This is a genomic window from Blautia segnis (assembly GCF_014287535.1).
GTDB lineage: Bacteria > Bacillota > Clostridia > Lachnospirales > Lachnospiraceae > Blautia_A > Blautia_A acetigignens.
This window is the reverse complement of record NZ_JACOOT010000003.1, coordinates 88,213-106,535: the sequence shown is the minus strand read 5'-3', so window position 1 is coordinate 106,535 and position 18,323 is coordinate 88,213. Positions and strand designations below refer to the sequence as shown.

17 protein-coding genes and 2 pseudogenes are annotated in these 18,323 nt (G+C 45.0%); 2 read left to right on the top strand and 17 right to left on the bottom strand.

What is annotated here, in order from left to right:
• Positions 1 to 211: 211 nt before the first annotated feature.
• The 13 genes from H8S54_RS01225 to H8S54_RS19240 form a co-directional block, all read right to left on the bottom strand.
• Positions 212 to 1,597 (bottom strand): C40 family peptidase, encoded by a 1,386-nt coding sequence (locus H8S54_RS01225; RefSeq protein ID WP_021926132.1) that lies wholly within the window; start codon positions 1,595 to 1,597, stop codon positions 212 to 214.
• A gap of 291 nt (positions 1,598 to 1,888) precedes the next feature.
• On the bottom strand, positions 1,889 to 3,394 hold the full coding sequence (locus H8S54_RS01220; protein WP_117850767.1) for an N-acetylmuramoyl-L-alanine amidase family protein: 1,506 nt from the start codon (positions 3,392 to 3,394) through the stop codon (positions 1,889 to 1,891).
• A 266-nt stretch (positions 3,395 to 3,660) separates the two neighbouring features.
• Positions 3,661 to 4,647 (bottom strand): diaminopimelate dehydrogenase, encoded by a 987-nt coding sequence (locus H8S54_RS01215; protein ID WP_021926134.1) that lies wholly within the window; start codon positions 4,645 to 4,647, stop codon positions 3,661 to 3,663.
• A gap of 193 nt (positions 4,648 to 4,840) precedes the next feature.
• Complete coding sequence (locus H8S54_RS01210; protein WP_173765981.1) at positions 4,841 to 5,494, bottom strand: J domain-containing protein; 654 nt, start codon at positions 5,492 to 5,494, stop codon at positions 4,841 to 4,843.
• Positions 5,478 to 6,332, bottom strand: a complete 855-nt coding sequence (locus tag H8S54_RS01205) for a DUF5685 family protein (RefSeq protein ID WP_021926135.1) — start codon at positions 6,330 to 6,332, stop codon at positions 5,478 to 5,480. Before H8S54_RS01205 ends, H8S54_RS01210 begins: the two co-directional genes overlap by 17 nt.
• Before the next feature lies 1 nt (position 6,333).
• Entirely contained in the window at positions 6,334 to 6,747 is a 414-nt protein-coding gene (locus tag H8S54_RS01200; protein WP_021926136.1) for a hypothetical protein, read from the bottom strand.
• 46 nt (positions 6,748 to 6,793) lie between these two features.
• Positions 6,794 to 7,996 (bottom strand): class I SAM-dependent rRNA methyltransferase, encoded by a 1,203-nt coding sequence (locus tag H8S54_RS01195; protein ID WP_021926137.1) that lies wholly within the window; start codon positions 7,994 to 7,996, stop codon positions 6,794 to 6,796.
• A gap of 197 nt (positions 7,997 to 8,193) precedes the next feature.
• Positions 8,194 to 8,805 carry an ECF transporter S component gene (locus tag H8S54_RS01190; RefSeq protein ID WP_021926138.1) on the bottom strand — a complete coding sequence of 204 codons (612 nt, stop codon included), beginning with the start codon at positions 8,803 to 8,805 and terminating at the stop codon, positions 8,194 to 8,196.
• A 210-nt stretch (positions 8,806 to 9,015) separates the two neighbouring features.
• Entirely contained in the window at positions 9,016 to 10,617 is a 1,602-nt protein-coding gene (locus H8S54_RS01185; protein WP_173765979.1) for a DUF1002 domain-containing protein, read from the bottom strand.
• A 159-nt stretch (positions 10,618 to 10,776) separates the two neighbouring features.
• Positions 10,777 to 13,044 carry an endopeptidase La gene (gene lon, locus H8S54_RS01180; RefSeq protein ID WP_186900719.1) on the bottom strand — a complete coding sequence of 756 codons (2,268 nt, stop codon included), beginning with the start codon at positions 13,042 to 13,044 and terminating at the stop codon, positions 10,777 to 10,779.
• A gap of 207 nt (positions 13,045 to 13,251) precedes the next feature.
• On the bottom strand, positions 13,252 to 14,226 hold the full coding sequence (bsh, locus tag H8S54_RS01175) for a choloylglycine hydrolase (RefSeq protein WP_021926141.1): 975 nt from the start codon (positions 14,224 to 14,226) through the stop codon (positions 13,252 to 13,254).
• A 15-nt stretch (positions 14,227 to 14,241) separates the two neighbouring features.
• Positions 14,242 to 14,775, bottom strand: a complete 534-nt coding sequence (locus H8S54_RS01170) for a hypothetical protein (RefSeq protein ID WP_186900718.1) — start codon at positions 14,773 to 14,775, stop codon at positions 14,242 to 14,244.
• A gap of 21 nt (positions 14,776 to 14,796) precedes the next feature.
• Complete coding sequence (locus tag H8S54_RS19240; protein ID WP_408610248.1) at positions 14,797 to 14,871, bottom strand: DUF6783 domain-containing protein; 75 nt, start codon at positions 14,869 to 14,871, stop codon at positions 14,797 to 14,799.
• Between H8S54_RS19240 and H8S54_RS19235 the strand changes: the two genes are divergently transcribed.
• Positions 14,845 to 14,904 (top strand): hypothetical protein, encoded by a 60-nt coding sequence (locus H8S54_RS19235; RefSeq protein WP_317259443.1) that lies wholly within the window; start codon positions 14,845 to 14,847, stop codon positions 14,902 to 14,904. The genes H8S54_RS19240 and H8S54_RS19235 overlap by 27 nt on opposite strands.
• On the opposite strand, the gene H8S54_RS01165 is transcribed toward H8S54_RS19235, so the two are convergent.
• The 4 genes and pseudogenes from H8S54_RS01165 to H8S54_RS01150 form a co-directional block, all read right to left on the bottom strand.
• Positions 14,879 to 15,601 (bottom strand): LytR/AlgR family response regulator transcription factor, encoded by a 723-nt coding sequence (locus tag H8S54_RS01165; protein ID WP_021926143.1) that lies wholly within the window; start codon positions 15,599 to 15,601, stop codon positions 14,879 to 14,881. The two genes, H8S54_RS19235 and H8S54_RS01165, sit on opposite strands and share 26 nt — an antisense overlap.
• Positions 15,602 to 15,909: 308 nt before the next feature.
• Entirely contained in the window at positions 15,910 to 16,674 is a 765-nt protein-coding gene (locus H8S54_RS01160; protein ID WP_186900717.1) for a tRNA threonylcarbamoyladenosine dehydratase, read from the bottom strand.
• Positions 16,675 to 16,701: 27 nt separating this feature from the next.
• Positions 16,702 to 17,253 (bottom strand): flavin reductase family protein, encoded by a 552-nt coding sequence (locus H8S54_RS01155; RefSeq protein ID WP_173765969.1) that lies wholly within the window; start codon positions 17,251 to 17,253, stop codon positions 16,702 to 16,704.
• Positions 17,254 to 17,362: 109 nt separating this feature from the next.
• A pseudogene (locus H8S54_RS01150) lies at positions 17,363 to 17,713 on the bottom strand (arsenate reductase family protein).
• A gap of 166 nt (positions 17,714 to 17,879) precedes the next feature.
• On the opposite strand from H8S54_RS01150, the pseudogene H8S54_RS18725 reads away from it, so the two are divergent.
• Positions 17,880 to 18,311: pseudogene (locus tag H8S54_RS18725) on the top strand (type III toxin-antitoxin system ToxN/AbiQ family toxin).
• Positions 18,312 to 18,323: the final 12 nt, after the last annotated feature.

The following is an 18,323-nucleotide window of genomic DNA, read 5'->3' as shown; positions in this document are numbered from 1 at the left end:
ATCTGTTATTTATTTATCAAAATTATGGAAAGCAAATTCCGCTTTTATACTCTGTTTCGGACACCCTCAAGTTTTCACCATAAAGTCCAAAACAATCCCACCATCAAAAAACCTCCCGGATTCCATAGCGAGGATCCGGGAGGGATTCAAATTCTTTCATTAAATATGCCCGCCGATGCAGGTACTGTATTTATTCAGGCCTATGCTGCAATTACACAAGACGTCTTACAGATGTAATGGTTCTGTATGCAGCATTGTCGCTGATCTTGATTCCGTCTCTGGAGTTGGACGCGTGTACAATCTGTCCATTTCCCATGTAGATTGCGACATGACCGCCGTAGCAGATCAGATCTCCTGGCTGTGCATCTGCATAGGAAACTTCAGTTCCTGCATTCTGCTGCTCATAGGAAGTTCTCGGAAGGCTGACGCCGAAGTTTGCATATACGCTCTGTACGAACCCAGAGCAGTCAGCACCATTTGTCAGACTTGTTCCGCCCCATACATATGGATTTCCAACAAACTGTGTTGCATAGTTCACTACAGAAGATCCTGAGCCGGAAGAACTGCTGGATGAGCTGCTGGAAGAACTTTCAGAGTAGCTGTCATAATCTACTGTATTATCGCTGTCGATTACGTTTCCATACTCATCATATTCATAATCAGAAGAAGAATCAGAGCTTCCGCTTACAACGTCTCCATCCTCGTCATACTGAACATCTGTATCTGAACTGTCGCTGTAGTCCTCACTATCATCTTCACTGTAGTCATCATAGCTTTCATCACTCTGTGACTCTTCTGCTTCCTGTGCGGCAGCTGCTGCAGCAGCTGCTTCTGCCTCTGCCTGACGTCTTGCCTCTTCCTCAGCTGCAATACGCTCTGCCTCAAGCTGCTCGATCTCAGCCTGCTGCTCTGCAAGAAGGTTTGCATACTCGGTAGCCTGCTGCTGCGCGTATGCGATCTCATTCTCGCAGTCAGCACTGTTTGCACGGGTTACATCCAGCTGATACTGAAGATTGGACTGCTGTGCCTCATACTCCTGTTTCATTGTCTCGAAATCAGCTTTCTCCTGCTCGTACTGATCTTCTAACTTCTGAACCTCTTCAATGGTTCTCGCATACTTCTGAAGGCTCTCTCTGTCCTGCTCATACATCTGCTGTGTGTACTCTGCCCTGGTAAGAAGATCTGCAAGGTTGTCTGCGTTGAGCATCATCTGGAACCATGCATTGTTTCCGCCTTTTTCATAAAGATACTGGATACGTTTCTTCATGGAGCTGTACTGTTTATCCTTGGCGTTCTGTGCCTTAGTCAGGTCGCCCTGGGTTTTCTCAATTTCCGCTTCCTTGGAAGCAATATCATTCTCAAGAGTCTGAATGGAAACCATGACATTAACAAGATCGGAATTCAGGGAATCAATCTGGCTCTCAAGCTGCTGTTTCTGCTCCCAGAGAGCATTCATACGTGCATATGTAGCATCCAGCTGCTGGCTTGTCCAAGCCTGCTCTTCTCTTAAGTCGCTCTCGCGGTCAGCCATTACGCTTACTGCCTGTGAGCCGCACATTAAAATTGCCAGTGTCAGACATACAATTCTTTTCTTCATGTTTCGTCACCCTCATTTTTTAATCTAAATATCTAAATTTGTAATATGTTTGCAATATTTCAATCAATCTTGCTACATATTAACACAGCTCCGCAAACATTTCAACCCTAAAATGCAATAAATTTTAAATTTCTGTAACATTTCGTAATATATTCGTATTTCATTTGCCAGAAATACAGCGTTCTTATAAGCAAAATCCCACAACCGTAAATTGATTTTTGTAATTCGTAATACTCAAAAAGGAGGAAACCAGTTTCAAACTGATTTCCTCCAGTGTAAATCACTGTGAAATTATTTGCCAAAAAGATCATAAAGAATCTGATCAGCTGTCTTGTTTAAATATCCGTCCGGATCAGAAAGAGTACTGCTGTTCCATCTCAGATAATTACCATTACGGATATAGTTTCCGCTGGATGTATGATAATTGAATTTGTTGTATCCGGAATACATTGCCATATATTTCTTTGCAAGAGCCACTGCCTGGCTGGAATAATTTCCAGTCGGTGTAGTTGTTCCGGAAATCTGAACACCAGCCTGAGGAGTAGAGTGAACGATTACAACACTCTTGTCACTGCACTGACCGATTACGATCCAGGTATGACCAGAGTTGTAACCAATATCACCTGGTTTCAGTGTCCAGCCTGCCTTTGACAAAGCTGCCTGATTCAGAACAGTTCCCCATCCAAGGCTCTTATAATAACTTCCAATTTCACCAGACACTACTGTATATCCGGAACCAACACCAGACTTGGTCTGCATTACCTGATAAGCGGACCAGCCCACAAAGCCGGAACAGTCAAATCCTTTCGCCCTGTTGGAAACAGAGAGATCACGATAATTGTTATAATCATATCCGGATGGATTAGAAAGCCACTTGTTATACCAGTCTGTCATAGTGGAGCTAAGGCCCTTTCTGGTAGAATCATTCCAGCCGCCGCCCCAGACATAAAGAGCTTTTCCAACCGGTTTCAGCGCACCTGCAAGGTAATTCTTAATGGTCTTGCTTCCTGTATTTCCACTTGGTGATGGGTCGTCCTTCTTCTCACCCAGGCAGATACCGGAGCTTGAGAACTCATATTTCTTGCCGTCAACGGTCTGTACCCCTGTATACATTGCGCCTGTTGACTTGTTAAAGTAATACTTGGTACCCTTGCTTGTATTGTTTACCCAGCCTGTAGCCATCACTCCAGAGCCTTTATAGAAATAGTATGTAACGTTATTGAGCTTCTTAAAGCCTTTCGCCATAACTCCATTAGCCTGGAAATATCGTTTCGCTCCGGAAGAACTGGTAAGCCATCCTGTAGCCATGATTCCTGTCTTAGTAAAATAACGGGTATTTCCCTTGCTATCCTTTACAAACCCTGTAGCAGCAATACCTGATTTAGAATACAGATAATATGTCTTGTTTCCAAGCTTCAGCCATTTAGTTTTCATATATCCTGTGGACGGATCAAAATAACGTCTCTGTCCTTTAGAATTGGTAAGCCACCCGGTTACCATCGCTCCAGAGCCGCTGGTAAAATAACGCTTTCTGCCCTGTGACGCATTCACCCATCCTTTTATCTGAACACCAGTATTTCTATTAAAATAATATTTTCTTCCCCTTAATGTCAGCCATCCTTTGTGTTTCTGACCATTGGAATCGTAGTAGTAGGTTTTTCCATTTTCTTTACGAAATCCGGTCTTCGTAGCTGCCTGAACATCCTTAGATGTAGCACGGCATGTAACTCCAGCTGCCATAACCATCACCAGTAACAGGAGTGTCCACCATCTGAATTTTTTGATTCTGCTTTGCATGCTTACCTTCCTTTTTTCATAATTGTTATTTATCAGTGCAAGTTTTTACAAAGTTGTTACATCTTTATGTAGCTCATTATAGTACAGAAACCCTTTTCCGTCAACATTAAAGTACAACTCTGTAAAATTTGCACAACATTTTCACCGGATTTTTTTACAAAAAGAAGACAGCCTCTGTGATATGCAGAAACTGCCTTCTTAACTATCTGTCTATTTCTATTTTCTCAGTCCGAAGTCTCACTTCTTCCGAAAACAAAGCCAGTGAATTAAAGCAGGGTCTTTCTTAACTCTTCGCCGCTTAATGCGCTTAAGTAAGCCGGTGCAACATCAAATACGGTCTTGCAGCCCTTCTGTCCTTCCTGGTTCATGCGGTATGCAGCTCTTGCATATGCAATGATAACAGAAGAAGTAAATTCCGGGTTGGAATCCAGCTTCAGGCTGTACTCGATCACATGATTGTTCTCGTCATTCCAGCCGGTCTTGCCGCTGCGGATTACGAAACCACCGTGCGGAATACCGCTGTGGTCACGTTTCAGTTCTTCCTCAGAAATAAAGTGTACAGTGGTGTCATACTCATCAAAGTAATTCGGCATGGTCTTGATCTCATTCTCGATTCTCGCAAGATCAGCACCTTCCTCTGCTACTACAAAGCACTCTCTTGTGTGTTTCTCTCTTGTGGTAAGCTCCGGATTCTTGCCGCTTCTTACAGCTTCCAGTGCGGACTCTACCGGAATTGTGTACTGCTTGCCATCCTTAACACCATCAATACGGCGGATTGCATCAGAATGTCCCTGGCTTACGCCCTTGCCCCAAAATGTATAATCCTTGCCGTTAGTCAGGATTGCATTTGCATACATACGGTTCAAAGAGAACATTCCAGGATCCCAGCCTACGGAAATAATTCCAACATGACCATTCTCAGAAGCAGCCTTATCTACATTGGCAAAATGCTCTGGAATTCTCTTATGGGTATCAAAACTGTCTACTACGTTAAACCACTGCGCATACTTCGGTGTCTGCTCCGGAAGGTCGGTAGCACTTCCTCCGCAGAGGATCATAACGTCGATCTGGTCTTTCATCTTCTCTGCGTCATCTACAGAATATACCTTGGCTGTCTCAGTCAGGATCTTAACAGTCTCAGGAGCACGACGGGTAAATACGCCCACCAGTTCCATATCAGGATTATGTTTGATTGCACATTCTACTCCACGTCCCAGGTTACCATAGCCCAGGATACCAATACGAATACTCATTCTCTGATTCCTCCTATACCACCGCATATGGGATATTCTGCTTCCAATTATAGACCAGAATCTACCTGCGGCAACTCTATTTCACGCTTTAACAGTTTAATACGTGCCAGTTGTGTTGTCAATTATTTTTTAGAAAAAACTAAGAAGCCTGAGCATGTTTGAGAAAGGCTCTAAACCCTTTCAGGAAATTTTATCAACAGCAGAGCACGCCGCCTCCAGGGCAGCACATTCCGCAAAGGGCATTTGCCAGGCAAAGCTTCAGGCACATGTCATCCCCTGCCGCCGGCATTCCTCCAAAAGGTCCCTGCTGTGTCTCATACCAGCTTCCGCCGCCTTCCATACGGTTCAGAAGCATGCGGTACTGCTGGTTATTTGGCTCCAGGCGCACAGCCTCGCGGATCTGCTCCAGCGCCTTCACATTATTCCCCATACCCATGTTCGCCATGGAGGAAAGATAATACCATTCTCCATTCTTCTGGGAAAGGGAATTCAGTACATTCATGGCTTCCTGATAATGTCCGCTCTGAACAAAATTGGCTGCTGCCCGTCTGCGGACACTCTCTTCATCCTCGTAAGTGCTCTGACGCTGCTGGCCGCCAAATCCTCCGAAACCGCCATATCCCCCGTATCCGCCAGAGGTGCCGCCGGCACTTCCGTACTCCCGCTCTTTCATGATCTGCTCGTACGCCTGCTGGACTTCCTTAAATTTCTCCTCTGCCTGATCCTTATTGGGATTGTTGATATTTGCATCCGGATGGTACTTCCGGCTTAATTTTCTGTATGCCTTTTTTATCTCTTCGTCTGTCGCATTTCTGGAAACTCCCAGTACGCTATATGGATCTAACATGCTCTTTCTCCCGTTCTCCCCTGCGCTTTTTGCTCACTTCCTCGAAGCGGCACCACACGCCGGAATATAAAATGTTCCGAAGAATATCCCCATATTTAATAATAGGAAGCTTCTCGAATTCTCTGCAGGTTTCTGCCATCATCATAAGAAGAATCCGGCGTACTTCCTCTTCAAACCCTTCCATTGTATATTTTTGTGCGAAAGGATTGTAATCTTCATTTTTCACATCCTCTTCCACATCATCATATGCGTCCAGAAGATAGATGAATTTGCCAAGATAAAAGCCCATTCTGCGAAGGCTTCTCTCCCACTCGTCCTGTCTGTAGGCAAAAATCTCCTCCATAATATGGCCAAAAATACCGGACATTTTGTCTACATCTGTCTCCCCTGCTTTCTCAAGCTCACCAAGTTCATCCAGAAGCTCTGCGATCCGCTTCGCCTTATCCGGATAAAGCTTAAGAAGGCGGTTATTTTTCCCCTCAAGAAGCTTCGCATAGCCAAGCTTCACATATTTCCGGTCGTCCTTCCAGTCGTCCAGACACTTGTAATAAGTAAGAAGGACATTCATATCTGCGCAGTACTCTGTGACCTCACTTTTCCTCACCGGCTGTTTCCGAACCGGATGAAGGATGCAGCGGGTAGTCCCCTTATAAGTCTTCGGCTCATAAAGCCCGGAAAGAAGCAGGATCACAAAAGTCATGTCGTAGCTCAGTGTAATCTGACCGGAGATTCCGTATTTTTCCCGCAGTTCCCTGCACAGGCCGCAGTAAAAGGATCGGTACAGGTCAAAATCCTTCATCTTGATCTCCGGCTTATTCATTACAATATATCCAAACATATCAGCGCCTCTTTATAAATTTGGTATGGCACTTCGGACATTCAATCTCCACTTTCTTAAAGCCGCCTCTTGGAATACGGATCTTCTGGCCGCATCCCGGACAGCTGTAAATATGATAATCCTTACGCTGGCTCATCATGCGCTTCTCTTTCTGAAACCAGGATCTATACTTGGCGGAAACAGAAAGATATTTCTGATTCTCTGCATAGCGCTTGGAAATATTCTTGGAAAAAATCCTGTAATACGTATAGACAAGAGCTGCCATTCCCAGAATGTCCAGGAACGCCCCAAGTCCATTTCTGGTTCCTGTAAACAAAGTCAGCACGATTGCAACCAGTGCCACTCCCATAGTAAATCTGGAAAACTGGTCAACTCCGTTTCGTCCCTGCATAAACCGGATAAATTTTTCTCTCAATGAAATACCTTCTTTCTTATCAGAGTATGTTAAAAAAAGCTCCAGACTATCTGTCGCTGCAAACCTGGAAAATATAAAATTTCAAATAATAGGATTCATCTGCGGACCACAGAATCGGATGATCCGGTGCCTGGGTACGGTACTCTACCTGACGGAGACGCTTGTGCACATTCTTAGCCGCCTGTCCGATGGTCTGTGTAAAAAGCTCATAATCCATAAAATGAGAACAGGAGCAGGTTGCCAGAAATCCGCCGTCCTTTACAAGCTTCATGGCACGAAGATTGATCTCGCGGTATCCCTTTACTGCATTCTTAATGGAGCTTCTGGATTTGGTAAAGGCCGGAGGATCCAGAATCACCACATCATACTTCTCCCCCTTCTCCTCAAGAGCCGGAAGAAGGTCAAACACATCCTCACAGATAAACTTCACCGTATCAGAAAGACCATTCAGTGCCGCATTGGCTGTTGCCTGATCCACAGCAAGCTGGGAAGCATCCACTCCGGTAACCTCCTTAGCGCCCGCATATCCTGCATTCAGTGCAAAAGATCCGGTATGGGTAAAGCAGTCCAGCACTCTTGCATTTTTGCAAAGCTTCTGGATGGCAAGACGGTTATACTTCTGATCCAGGAAAAATCCTGTCTTCTGTCCGTCCTTTACGTCTACCTGGTACTTCACGCCATTCTCAACGATCTCCACCAGAGTTGAAAATTCTTCACCTATAAATCCCTTGTATGGCTCCATTCCTTCCTGCTTGCGGACCTTCACGTCACTTCTCTCATAAACACCGCGGATCTGGATTCCATCTTCTGCCAGAACCTTCTTCAAAAGTTCTACCAGCATCTCTTTGTAGCGGTCAATTCCAAGAGCAAGTGACTGTACCACCAGCACATCAGAAAACTTATCCACAACAAATCCCGGGATAAAATCAGCCTCTCCGAAAATCACGCGGCAGCTGGAGGTATCCGTCACCTTCTTACGGTACTCCCATGCGTCCCAAACTCTCTTCTCGAAAAATTCTTCATCGATCATTGTATTCTCGTCTCTGGAAAGAAGACGTACCACAATTTTGGAATTGGTATTGATAAATCCCCTTCCAAGCGGATAGCCGTCAAAATCATGAACAAGAACAATATCTCCATTTACAAAGCTTCCCATTACAGAAGCTATTTCATTATCAAAAATCCACATGCCGCCGGATTTTAAAAGTCGTCCCTCTCCCTTTTTCAGGGTTACTACTGCCAGACTCATAGCATTTCTCCTTTGCTTTTGCGATTTAGCTATCATTTTAGCACACAATGTTTCAATTTACCAGTATTTCCAGCGTCTCCAGGGCAAAGTCACAGAAATTTCATTAATCTTAAATTTTTATAAAAATGAACTTAGGAAAAAATATGGCTCCAGATTCTGCACTGCAAAATCTGAAGCCAGTATAGAAGTTCTTATATTTATTTGTTAGCAGATGCCATTACATGGACATCGATCAGATTCGCCTTGATCAGCGCCGGACGGATGGCATTGTAAAGAATAACTACCAGGATGGTAGATACGATCGCATTGACGAAGGTTGCGCCTGCGCTTAATTTTGCAAGAATGCTTGCTACTTCCTGAGGCTGTCCCAGAATGTACTGTTTGTAGAAGTATCCAACAACCGGATCTGCAACTACATTAAATGCCAGACCTGCGATAGATGCGATCAGACTCCATTTGAAAACGTATTTCTTGTCATTGGTCTCATTGATCTTAGCAAGCTTGTGGGCAACCAGTCCTGTGATCAGGCCGATGCAAAGCTTCAGCACAAAGGTCTTCGGTGCTCCTGTAATGTAAACCGGATCCATAAGGTCTGCGATGGTCATACCGATTGCTCCTGCAAGGCCGCCGTACCAGCCGCCAAGAAGCAGTGCTCCAAGTACACAGAAGGTATTTCCAATGTGAAGGGAAGTCGCATCCCCGCCAGGTACCGGAATCTTAATCTGCAAAAATGTGAAAGATACGTAGCAAAGTGCAGCAAGAAGAGCTGTCTCTGCAAGTTTCATAACGGTAGTGTTCTGTTTGTTCATAGTTTCTCTGCCTTTCCTGGAACAAAATACTGTTCCTGTATAATCAGCACTATCTTACCCACATACTGTCTTCTCGCCAATAGCCACTTTCAAACTTTTTTGCATGGTCAGTTTAATTGTAAAGCACTTCCACAAGTTCCATCCTGGCAGAATCTCTTTTCCCCTATAAGAAAAGGGGAGACCAAAGTCTCCCCAAAACAGTTGTCCTGTTTATTCAGCAGCATCCTCAATTGTGTCTTCGGAATAGGAATCCTCTCCTGCCCCATCAGCTGCGCTGTCATCTACAACTGCATCGCTGTATTCTGCGCTGTCTGTTGTCTCACCGTAAAGATTCTCAAAGAACTTCATAGTGTCTTTGTATAAGGTATCCTTATCCTCGTCAGATACATCTGCACCCAGAATATCGATATCCTCGATAGAGGAACCGTCATCAATGATATCAATTCCGAAAAGCTTCTTCAGCTGCTCATCCAGCATATTCAGCTCTGGAGTCATGTATTTCTCTGTGCCGTCTGCGGAGTAAGTAACTGCTCCATTGCCAAGGATTCCAAGGTATTTCTCAAGAACCTGGATGGAAAGCTTATTGGCTGTATCAGAATCCAGTGTTACAAGTGCAGCTGCATCATCGCCCATAACCTGACGAAGCGCATCCTCATCACCCTCATACTCACCCTGGCAGAAAGTCTTGGCTTTCTCGAATTTTGCCTGGGCATCCTCATCCAGGAAATCTGCATTCAGCTGGGAAATATCGGTAATCTCGTCAGAACCAGACTCATCGGTTCCATCTGAGGTGTCAGCTGCAGCATCCTCTGTGTTTGCATCGCTGCTGTCGGAAGAATCATCACTTGTCGGATACTCTTCCCAGTCTTCACTGTCGCTGCTGTCAGAAGCGCCAGTCTCTTCAGCAAGTCCCGGGTCCTCTGTAGAACTCTCGATTACATTGTCTCCAAGAGCACTCTGATCTACGTCATCTACAATGCTGTCCGGATCTTCCTCGGAACTGTCTGCTGCTGTGCTCTCATCTGCCTGACCTGTCACGTTGTCATTCACACGCTCCAGAGTCTCCTGCATTTCGGAATAATCGTAATTCTGCTGTGCGATCTGGGTCAGCAGGCTTACGATGGTGTTCAGCTCATCATCTGTAAGAGATACGTTGTTGTTATTGGAAATATTTACTACAATGTTGTAGATGTCATCTGCATTCTGCACATTGTCTGCGATTACCTGCATCTTCGCCTGGTTGATGACTGTAGTAGCATCATTCTGTCCTACAGAATCTGCAAGGTTGCCGGTTACTACCATCTCTTCAGTAGCCAGCTTCTTCTTGGTCTCATCAAGCTTCTCACCGCTGGCTGTCTCATAAGCCATCTGGATACCGGTCAGAGCACCGGTGCCAGATACCTCGAACGGGCAGGCAGCAACCACTTCGCAGTTAGTTACACCGGATGTGGAAAGAGAACTTGCGATCATATTACAGGTAACCCAGTTCAGGTTCGCTGTACGTACCTTGATGCCGCCGGATGTGGTAGGCTTCACATAAGCACAGCTTACGGTTCTGGTACCGATCTGCTCCAGCGGAACATAGGAACTTAAGTGGTCTCTCTCGTCCTGATTGGTAACATAGATGATCTGCACCTGGCTGGAATCCACCTTAAAATATCTCAGCATGGTGTTCTTCTGATCCTCGGAAAGGTCTGCTCCTAATGTTACAACCTTCATGGCATCTGCCATGGCAGGAACTGACGGAACAACACTTCCGATCAACATGGATGCGCTGCATACAAGCGCTGCTAATAATTTGGATTTCTTCATAAATTTCCCTCCATAACTTCTGTTCGGATTAGAGTCTGTTTTTATTTGATGAACCTATTATAGCATACTTTTTTCTGGTTTTGTAATATTAATTCACTGCTGCAGTCCAAATATCGAAAATATGTTTTGGTGGTTTTTACCAATTCAGAAATTTACCCTTTATTTCAGGACCTGCTTCAGCACTTCCTGTACAGTCTTTACAGGGGTAATCTCAAGCTTCTCCTTCACCTCGTCTGCCACATCATCCAGGTTGTCCACATTCTCATATGGAATGAATACATGTTTTACACCGGCCCGCTGGGCTGCCATCAGTTTCTCCGGCAGACCGCCGATGGGCATAACCCCTCCACGTAGAGAAACCTCACCTGTCATAGCAATTTCTGCCGGAGCAGGCTTTCCTGTTACCAGAGAGGAAAGGGCTGTCACCAGGGTAATTCCAGCGGATGGGCCATCCTTTGGAACAGCACCTGCCGGAACGTGGATGTGGAGGTCATTTTTCTCAAACTTCTCTGCCGCATCCGGATAAAGGGATTTCACAAGGGTGATCGCGATCTGGGCAGACTCTTTCATTACATCCCCAAGCTGTCCGGTGATAATCACCTTTCCGCTTCCTTTGGTAAAAGAAGTCTCAATGAACAGAATCTCTCCTCCTGCACTGGTCCATGCAAGACCGGTTACCACGCCAGGTGCTGGGTTTTCCAGAATTTTTTCGTGATGGATTCCGTTATTTCCAAGGAACTCTGGAACCCGCTTCTCGCTGACTGTAATGCTCTTCTGCTCACCTTTTACCAGCTTCACGGCAGCGTAGCGGCAGAGCACATCCATCTGCTTTTTCAGCCCGCGTACACCTGCCTCTGCTGTATATTCCTCAATGATCCGGCGGATTGCGTCATCGCTCACCTTCAGATTCTGGGCTTTGATTCCCATGCTCTTCATTGCCTTGGGCAAAAGATGGCGTCTGGCAATCTGGAATTTCTCCACTGCAGTGTAGCCAGGGAACTGGATCACTTCCATTCGGTTCAAAAGAGGCTCCGGAATCGAATCTGTAGTGTTGGCTGTGCATACAAATAATACGTTGGACAGATCATACGGCACATTCATGTAGTGGTCTGTAAAGCTTCCGTTCTGTTCCGGATCCAGTACCTCCAGAAGAGCGCTGGCTGGATCGCCGCCGTAATCCTTGGCAAGCTTGTCCACCTCATCCAGCACCATAACCGGATTGGCTGCGCCGCTTCGCTTCATGCCTTCCATAATTCTTCCCGGCATAGCGCCGATATAGGTTCTTCTATGTCCGCGAATCTCAGCTTCATCCCGGATTCCTCCAAGACTGATGCGCACGTATTTCCGGTGAAGGGCACGGGCAATGCTTTGTCCGATGCTGGTTTTGCCCGTACCAGGCGCACCTACAAACAGAAGAATGGAACCGGATTGTTTCTTATTTAAGGCCATAACTGCCAGCTGCTGGATAATACGTTCCTTTACTTTTTTCAGGCCGTAATGGTCTTCATCCAGGATTTCCTCCGCTTCACCAAGGTCAATCTTCGCCGGCTCCTCCGTTTTCCAGGAAAGGCTTGTAACAAAATCAAGATAATCGTACAGCATGCCGTACTCATGGCTGTCTTTCCCCTCCTGCTTCATTCGGTTCAGCACCTTCTCGGCTTCCTTGCGTGCTTCCTCGTTCATGCCGGACTCCTGGATTTTCTTCTCGAAACGGCGTACATCGGAAATATTCTCCGGATGCATCTCGTCCAGCTGCTGCTGCAGAAATTCAATCTGCTTCTTGATGGCGGACTCGCGGTAAACCTTCTCACTGGAATTCTTCTGTGCAGTCTCCGCTTCCTCACTGACACGGAAAATCTCCATCAGCTCATAGACTGCCTGCTCCATCAGCTCCAGACGCTCTTTCCGGGAATCCGCCTCAAGAATATGGTACTTTTCCTCCCAGGAAAGGCTCATATAGCCAGCCAAAGCGCAGATTGCTTCCGGATAACTCTTCCAGTGATAGATCATGCTGCGCACCCAGACGCCCCACTGAAAACCTTTGGCAAAATCCATCAGTTCTTTCTTGATGACATCGAATTTCTCCTTCTCCTCTTCTGGAGAAATATCCTGAATGTCCGGCAGATCCACTGCTTCCGCCTGCACCGCGCCATCTGCATATTCTACGGATGATACCTGAACCCTGCATTTCGTCGTTACCTTAATGCTGCCTTCTTCATCTATGCTCTCAATGGTTCCAAGCACACCCACCGGAAAAATATTTTCCATGGAAATTTCTTCTGGAACCATCTCTTTTTTCTGTAACACAAAGAGAATCTCTTCTCCAATATTTTCTTCTGTGATCCTGCCCTTCGGAAACATATCTTTTTTAAAGAAAAATGTAACTCCCGGCAAAAGAAGAAGTTCATAAACTGGTATTGTGATCATACATGTTTCCTCCCTTGTTTTATCAGCACTCCGTTGTATTGAGTGCCAGGTTAATCTTATAGAAAATGGCGAACTCATATGAATTCGCCACTGATTCTATGATAGGTCAATTATAACACCTGTCCACAAATTTGCAAGATGGAATTTTCTGTCTGCCCGAAGTTCATATTGGGTCTTTGCTGTTATCGCAGGATTCGGTAAAACCTTCTAATTCTGTTTGAAAAACTGCTCTCCCTTTACCAAAGCATAGGATATCAGCTTTTCTCCATCTAAATCTTCCTTGTGCATATCCACTGCGCTGATCTGGTGATTATCATAGGTGTTATAATAATAGATTCCTTTATCCGTATTGCAGCAGGAGGTGTATAAGGTAATCTCATACTTATCTTCCCCAAGCTTGCAGCAGCCTCTCTGCTGATCCACACTGCCAAGAATATGAAAAAACTGGCTGACGCTCTCTTCCTCGGAATCACCGGAAAGGGAATTCATTTTCACAAAGGAAACTCTCACAAACCTAGACTGGGAAGACAGATCTCCCGGAAGTCCCATGCCGCCCATGCCGCGGCTGTACGGGTTTAAGACCAGCTCGTCAGAAAAGGTGTTTGGGTGGTTTGCTACGGCAAGGTGCATATAATTATTCAGATTAAACATCTGATAGTCAAATGGCGGATTGTTGGTAAGAACGCCTACCGGATTGTCATAAACCTTCATTCCGGATTCCATACACTCAAGGGTGATGCATGCTTCTTTATCCGCAATGATCCAGTGAAGCTGCGCCATGGGAAGCTTCTCCATAAATGGGATATCTGTAAGATTCAGATTCTCAAGAAGGGCTCTTGCTTCTTTCACAGTTGCGCACTTTCCAAGGATCCAGGGAATGAGCTCAAACTGGGTAATATTATCCTTGTCTGCCACTGGTTTATTGTAGTGGGCATTTCCAACGAAATTAAGCCCTGCAATCCCAAGCCCTTTCTCATTTACCGCATCATAATACAGCGGATAGTCCTGCATAACGCAGGCCATTCCAATCATAGCATAGTGGCTTTTCAGCTGACCGCCGCTGCGCAGGTCAAATACATAATTTCTTGGTGTAATTACCACCTGGTCTCCATAAGAAATCTCATAATCCAGTGTTCTTCCAAAATAAAAATCTTTCGTCTTATAAGTTGCTGCTGTACACATGCTGCCTGCCTCCTCTTATTCTATAGCCTCGCTTGGCTCCTGATTCATTTTTTCCCTGGATTTCTCCGGCACTTCAATCAGTTCAAATCTGTAAAACAATGCATAAATATAGGAAATTCCACGGATATCCCCAAGCGCCTTCGGGCGCAGAACCAGCTTCTTATTATAATGATATTTCCGGATCCTGGTGCCCTCCGCCTGATCTGTCTGATCTGTGTAATCGGTATGCTTCATAGATTCCATACACTCTATGTTTTCCTGGCTTGTTTCAGCCTCCGCATCATACAAAGAGTGAAAAGCCAGCTTCACAGAACTCCACGCCAGACTTTTGCTGTCTTCTCTTCTGTCTACCCATAGTTCCTTGGTAAATCTGCCGTTTCTTCCTACTTTCAGTTTATATTGAAAGGGCAGCCCGGAAGCAGTCCACATTCTGGTATTCTGAAACTCTGCAATGCATCTCCACAGATTTTCCTCTGTGCAGCATTCATGCATCCTGTGGACAGCTTCCTGCTGCCTTATATTCTGTTCATTTTTCTCTTCTGTATGCATTTCACTGACGTACCGCCTTTCCTATCCTATAGCAACTGAATTCGGGCAAAATATGCCGCAAAGTGGGGCGTGCAGATTGCGGGAATGATTTTTCAGACACGCCCTAACGCTTCGCGGACTGTCTGGTAAAGTAGTCGTTATAGGCATCCACCACTTCCTTGCGTCCCCTCACCCGGATTGGCACGCTGGCTTTATTTCGAAGGATAAAATCCTCCTGCACATCTGCAATGTGTTCCATATTTACAAGATAGCTCTGATGGCAACGCAAAAAACGCTGGTCATCGATTCTCTTCTCCAGCTCACCTAACTTATCTACAGTTACAATTTCAGAACCATCCAGCATATGTATTGTCACTGTATGGCGGTAACTTTCCAGATACAATATGTCATCTATAAATGGATATCGGAACTGCCGCCTGCATTTCACCGCAATCCGCCTGCGAAGGTCTGTTCGCAAAAGGCGCTGCAAAAGAGCGTTCGTCTGCTCCTCATCAGCAGGCTTCAACAGATAACCAGATGCCTCCACCTCATAGCTCTCCAGAGCAAAATCCGGCGAAGCAGTCAGAAATATAATGGGTGCTTCTACCCCCAGCTTGCGCAGTCTTCTGGCAGTATCAATTCCGTTCAACTCACCCATATAAATATCAAGAAAAATCAGATCCGGCCAAATATAACCGTCTTCGATTTCTGCAAGAAGGCTTTCACCGGAAACGAATTCCCGGATCTGCGCCTCCCCACTGGTTGTTCGAAAGTACGCCATCAGCTGACGTCGCAGCACAAATCGTTCAACCTCTACGTCATCACATATGGCTATTTCTTTTACCAAAGCTCTCCCAAAGCCTCCTCGTACTTTACATTTTTTATTATAACAGAAATTTTCCGCTTTTTAGAAAATCTGCACAACTCTCACTTTTTTAAGCACAATCCTCAGGTCTGGAGCATCTGCAGAGCGTTTTTCTAACTTTATCTTCTTTTTTCTACCTTTTCAAAAGCCTCTCCCTTGCAAGAACAAACAGCTTTTTGATTCTGGTATTCCCAAATATAGCACTAAAAACTGTATGCGTCAAGTAAGGATTGGGAAACCTGTATTTCGAATTTTCGCGAAATATTTCCAAAGAACCGTAACATAAAATCTTATTTTGGGGATGCAGCACAAAGGTCCTTCACCACTTCCCCTGCAATGATCAGGCCTGCAACGGACGGCACAAATGCTACGCTTCCCGGAATGTCACGGCGTTCCGTGCACTTATGCTTGGCTCCTGGCGGGCAGATGCAATGGGTTCTGCAGCTGATGGACATATCCTCGATTGGTCTTGTGGGCACTTCCTCGGAATATACCACCTTCAGCTTGCGCACGCCTCGCTTCTTCAACTCGCGGCGCATTACCTTGGCAAGGGGACATACTTTGGTCTTATAAATATCTGCTACCTTGAACTGGCTTGCATCCAGCTTGTTTCCGGCACCCATGGAGCTGATGATGGGAACGCCTTTTTCTTTGGCTTTCATTACAAGGGCGATCTTGGCCGTTACTGTATCTACTGCATCTACAATATAGTCGTAGTCCTCAAACGGAAAATCGTCTGCATTTTCCGGCAGAAAAAAGCAGTTGTGGGTCTGTACATTCACATCCGGGTTAATCTCCAGCATACGCTCTTTCATGACTGCGGTCTTGTATTTGCCTACTGTTTTGCGGGTTGCAATGATCTGGCGGTTGAGATTGGTAAGGCACACCTTGTCATCATCGATCAGGTCAAAGGCGCCCACACCGCTTCGTACCAAAGCTTCGCACACATATCCGCCTACACCGCCGATTCCAAACACAGCCACTCTTGCATTGGCAAGCTTTTTCATGCCGTCTTCTCCAAGAAGCAGCTGGGTTCTTGAAAACTGATTTAACATAAAATTTTTTCTCCTCGTATACTGGGTTTATTTTAATTTCAGGCCGTCTTTGAAAGCGTTTCCTACCTTCTCCCCAAGGACCAGATAGTCGTTGTTCACCGGATCGTAGCTGATTGGTTTTAATTTGGCAGGGTCAATGCGTCCGTCTGTGAGCACGCTCTCATCTGCATTGATATTCACGATTTCCCCTACCAGAATGCCGTTGTCGAAGCTTTTCACTTTACACTCAAGTGCCATAGGAAGCTCATCGATCAGAGGCGCGTTTACAAATTCGCTTCTGGTCGCGTGGAAACCGGATTTTGCAAATTTATCCGGCACTTTTGTTGCGGACTCAATTCCAACATAGTCGCTGGCTGTTACAGTATCTGCTGTTGCCATGCTTACGGTGAAAGCACCTGTCCTGGCAAGGTTTTCTGTTGTTTTGTGCTCGCCCATGCTGATACTGATCTCGTTCATGTCTGTGATAATGCCCCAGGCTGCGTTCATTGCATCCGGTACGCCATTCTCGTCATATGTTGCTACGATCAGTACCGGCATTGGATATAACCAGGGTTTTACTCCGAAATTTACTCTGCTCATTTTTCTCCTCCTGCTTGTTTCTTCTCTTTTCATGGAAAAAGTGCTTTTGAATCTCACAGGACATATGCAGTTTTTCAGCTGTGTTTCCCCTGTGATTCTTTTCGCACTCTTATAACAGTTTTGCTTCCCACTCAGCTTCTTTAAATCCGGTCAGCACAAAATCCTCTGCCACGATCAGCGGTCTTTTTACCAGCATGCCATTGGTGGCAAGAAGCAAAAGCTGCTCATCCTCACTCATTTCCGGCAGTTTGTCCTTTAACTGCATTTCTTTATAAAGCATGCCGCTTGTATTGAAAAATCATTTCAGCGGAAGTCCGCTTCGCTGGTACCATTCCTTCAGCTCTTCGTATGTGGGATGATTCTCTACAATGTGACGGTCTGTATATGAAATTTCGTGCCCATCCAGCCATTTCTTCGCTTTCTGGCAGGTGGAGCACTTAGGATATTCTAAAAACAACATGGAACCAGCCTCCTTTTTGTATTTTTTCAGTGATCTTTTTTATTATACATTATCTGGGCAGGACACTCAAGTCACTCTTCTGGTTAATGGGTAAAAATACATTATTGATTTTTCAAAAAACTATTGATTTTTCATTGCAGCTTGCATATACTAAAACTACAGATAAATACTTCATGTCGGCATTCTTTTTACCATTGGCGAATTTCATTATTATGTTCCCATTTCTTCTTCAAAACCCAAACATCAAAAAATGGCAAACAGTCTGGATTTTCACAAACTCCAGGATGAAAGCACTGGATATCTTTATGCCGTACTAAATCTCAACAATATGATTCCGGTTCCTGATTTCTGCCTAACTTAATTAAAATACAATCAAATCGACCAATTCCGTTCTTTTAAAAATTCCAAAGAAAAAACAGATTATATATATCTTTTGCAAAAAGAAAAATACCTAATTGATAAGCTTCAAACCACATTGCACGCAAAAGCCCTGAAGTTATATCAAAAATGCATTGCCAAGCCTGACTCTTCCCTTGCTATGAGATGCTGCAATTTTAAGTTGCTGGAAGAAAAATGTATGCTCTATTGTTCGCATTAAATATTTTTTATT